Raw genomic sequence first — 3,986 nt, forward strand, 5'->3', positions numbered from 1 at the left:
GCGCTGGACGTCGACAAGGCGTTCAAGGAACTCGGCGTCGACTCGCTCACCGCCGTCGAACTCCGCAACGCCCTCGGCACCGCCACCGGCCTGCGGCTGCCCGCCACCCTGGTGTTCAACTACCCCACGCCCAAGGCCCTCGCCGCCCACCTCGCGACCGAACTCGTCGGCGGGGAACCGGCCTCCGCCGCCCCCGCCACTCCTGCGGCACAGGCCGCCGGGACCGCGGACGAGCCGATCGCGATCGTCGCCGTCGGATGCCGCTTCCCCGGCGGCCTCGACTCCGGCGAGGACCTCTGGCGCTTCGTCGCCGGTGGCGGCGACGCCGTCACCGGCCTGCCCACCGACCGGGGCTGGGACCTCGACGGCAGCTACGACCCCGACCCCGACGCCCCCGGCCGCACCTACGTGCGCGGCGGCGGATTCCTGCCCGGCATCGCCGACTTCGACGCCGCCTTCTTCGGCATCAACCCGCGCGAGGCCCTGGCGATGGACCCGCAGCAGCGGCTTCTGCTCGAAGTCGCCTGGGAGACGCTGGAGCGCGCCGGACTCGACCCCACCGCCCTGCGCGCCACCCCGACCGGCGTGTTCATCGGCACCCACGGCCAGGACTACGGCACCCAGGGCACCGGCGGCGCCGCCGACGAGGGCTACCTGGTCACCGGCAACGCGGGCAGCGTGCTCTCCGGCCGCCTCTCCTACGCCCTCGGCCTGGAGGGACCCGCGATCACCGTCGACACCGCCTGCTCGTCCTCCCTGGTCGCCCTGCACCTCGCGGCCCAGGCGCTGCGCGCCGGGGAGTGCACGCTGGCCCTGGCCGGCGGCGCCTCGGTGATGTCCACGCTCGAAGGCCTGGTCGGCTTCTCCCGGCAGCGCGGCCTCGCCGCCGACGGCCGGAGCAAGGCCTTCGCCGACGCCGCCGACGGGTTCGGGATGTCCGAGGGCGTGGGCCTGCTGCTGCTGGAACGGCTCTCCGACGCCCGGCGCCTGGGGCACGAGGTGCTGGCGGTCGTCCGGGGTTCGGCGGTGAACCAGGACGGTGCGTCCAACGGGCTGACCGCCCCGAACGGTCCCTCGCAGGAGCGGGTGATCCGGGCCGCCCTCGCCAACGCCCGCCTGGCGGCCGGCGACGTCGACGCCGTCGAGGCGCACGGCACCGGCACCCCGCTCGGCGACCCGATCGAGGCCCACGCCCTGCTCGCCACCTACGGCAAGGACCGCCCGGCCGAACAGCCGCTCTGGCTGGGGTCGGTGAAGTCCAACATCGGCCACACCCAGGCCGCCGCCGGCGTCGCGGGCGTGATCAAGATGGTCGAGGCGCTGCGCCACGGCGTGCTGCCGCAGACCCTCCACATCGACGCGCCCTCCTCCCACATTGACTGGTCCTCGGGCGGCATCGCCCTGCTCACCGAGCAGCGGGCCTGGCCGGAGGTCGGCCGCCCGCGCCGGGCAGGCGTCTCGGCGTTCGGTGTGAGCGGGACGAACGCACACGTGATCCTGGAGCAGGCCCCGGCCGAGGAGGCTCCGCCGCAGCCGGACGCCGAACCGGCGGACACCGCCCTGCCGTTGGTGCTCTCGGCCGCCTCGGAGGCGGCGCTGCGGCAGCAGGCCGCGCGGCTGGCGGCCTTCGCGGAGGGGAAGCCTGCGCCGGTCCTCGCCGCCACCGCCCGCAGCCTCGTCACCGCGCGCACCCGGTTCACCGAGCGTGCCGTGGCCGTCGGTGCCGACCGGGCCGCGCTCGTCGCCGCGCTGAAGGCCCTGGCCGGGGGAGAGGGCGGGTCGGGGCTGGTGTCCGGTCGGGCGGAGGTGAGTGGTCGGTCGGTGTTCGTGTTCCCGGGTCAGGGTTCCCAGTGGGTGGGGATGGGGCGGCGGTTGCTCGCCGAGTCGGCGGTGTTCGCGGAGGTGCTGGGCGAGGTCGAGAAGGCTTTGGAGCCTTATGTCGACTGGTCGTTGCTGGATGTGGTGAACCAGGTGCCGGGTGCCGCTTCGTTGGAGCGGGTGGATGTGGTGCAGCCGGTGTCGTTCGCGGTGAACGTGGGCCTGGCGCGGTTGTGGGCGTCGCTGGGGGTGGTGCCGGACGCGGTCGTGGGCCATTCCCAGGGGGAGATCGCGGCGGCTCACGTCGCGGGCGTCCTCTCGCTGGACGACGCCGCCGCCGTGGTGGCGCTGCGCTCGCAGGCCATCGCCCGCGGCCTGGCCGGACGCGGCGGGATGGTCTCGGTGGCTCTGCCGTTCGCCGAGGTGAATGACGCCCTGCCGGCCGGGGTCGAGATCGCGGCCGTCAATGGCCCGTCCTCGGTCGTCGTCGCCGGCGACCCGGCCGGGCTGGACAGCCTTGTCGCCTCGTACGAGGAGCAGGGTGTGCGGGTGCGGCGGGTCGCCGTCGACTACGCGTCGCACACCTCGCACGTGGAGTCGATCGAGGCCGAACTCGCGGAACTGCTGGGTGCGGTGAAGCCCCGGCCGGCGAGCGTCCCGTTCCTGTCCACGGTGGAGAACCGCTGGCTGGAGGGTCCGGAGCTGGACGCGGGGTACTGGTACCGCAACCTGCGGCAGACCGTCCGCTTCGCCGACGCCGTCGAGACCCTGGCGGCCGGGGGCTTCCGGGCGTTCGTCGAGGTCAGCGCCCACCCCGTGCTCGCCCACGCCGTCGTGGAGGCCCTGGAGGAGGCCGTCCAGGCGCCGACCGTGGTCACCGGGACCCTGCGCCGCGAGGACGGCGGCTGGGACCGCGTCCTGCTCGCCGCCGCCGAACTCCACGTCCACGGCCTGGCCGTCGACTGGTCCCCGGCCTTCGCCGGAGCCGGCACCGTCCGCCCCTCCGAACTGCCGACCTACCCCTTCCAGCACCAGCGCTTCTGGCTCGAACCCGTGGCCTCCACCGGTGACGTGACGGCCTTCGGCGTCGCCGCGGCCGAGCACCCGCTGCTCGGCGCCCTGGTCGAACTGCCGGACGGTGGAGTGGTGTTCACCGGCCGCCTGTCGACCCGGACGCACCCGTGGCTGGCCGGCCACGCCGTCTCGGGGACGGTCCTGCTGCCCGGCGCGGCCTTCCTCGAACTCGCCCTGCGGGCCGGGGAGCAGACCGGCCTCGGCCGCCTGGAGGAACTGGTCGTCGAAGCCCCGGGGATCCTGCCCGAGCGCGGCGGTCTCCAGGTCCGCGTCACGGTCGACCCGGCCGCCGACGACGACCGCAGGGCCGTTCACGTGCACTCGCGTCCCGAGGACGCCGACGGCGGCGCCTGGACCAGGCACGCCACCGGTTTCCTGGCGGCCGGGGCCGCACCGGAGTTCGGCTATGAGGCGTGGCCGCCGCCCGGTGCGGAGCCGGTCGCGGTGGACGGCTTCTACGAGCGGCTGGCGGAGGCCGGCTACGAGTACGGCGACGCCTTCCGCGGCCTGCGGGCCGCCTGGCGGTCCGGCGAGGAGGTGTTCGCCGAGGTCGCGCTGCCGGACGAACTGGCGGACTCCGCCGGGCGGTTCGGGCTGCACCCGGCCCTGTTGGACGCCGCCCTGCAGTCTGCCAACCTGGGCGCGGCGCCGGTGGCGGGCCCGGGGGAGGTGCTGCTGCCGTTCGCCTGGAACGACGTGGCGCTGTTCGCGTCCGGGGCTACCGCGCTGCGGGTGCACGCCCGCCGGGAGGGCCCGGACAGCGTGTCCTTCACGCTGACCGACCCGGCCGGCCGGCCCGTCGGCGCCGTCGGGGCGCTGGTCCTGCGGCCGGTGGCACCCGAGCGGCTGTCCGTCACCCGGGACGCCGCCGCCGAGCACCTGTACCGCGTCGACTGGACGCCGGCCGACCTCCCGAGGTCGGCGGACCGCGCGGCCGAGGAGGACGTGCTCGACCTGACCCGTGTTCCCGAGGGGCTGTCGGCGCCGCAGGCGGCCCGTGTCCTGGCCGGCGCCGCGCTCGCCGGGATCCAGGAGCGCCTGGCGGGTGACTCCGTCCGCCCGCTCGCCGTCCTGACCGCGAACGCGGCCGGGGA

General features: G+C 75.6%; 1 protein-coding gene. It reads left to right on the forward strand.

The annotated features are described in order from the left end of the window. Positions 1-3,986: type I polyketide synthase (locus tag ABD308_RS27225; protein ID WP_344339765.1), on the forward strand; the 3,986-nt coding region annotated here is incomplete at both ends.

It is taken from the genome of Kitasatospora putterlickiae, from assembly GCF_039527695.1.
Lineage (GTDB): Bacteria > Actinomycetota > Actinomycetes > Streptomycetales > Streptomycetaceae > Kitasatospora > Kitasatospora putterlickiae.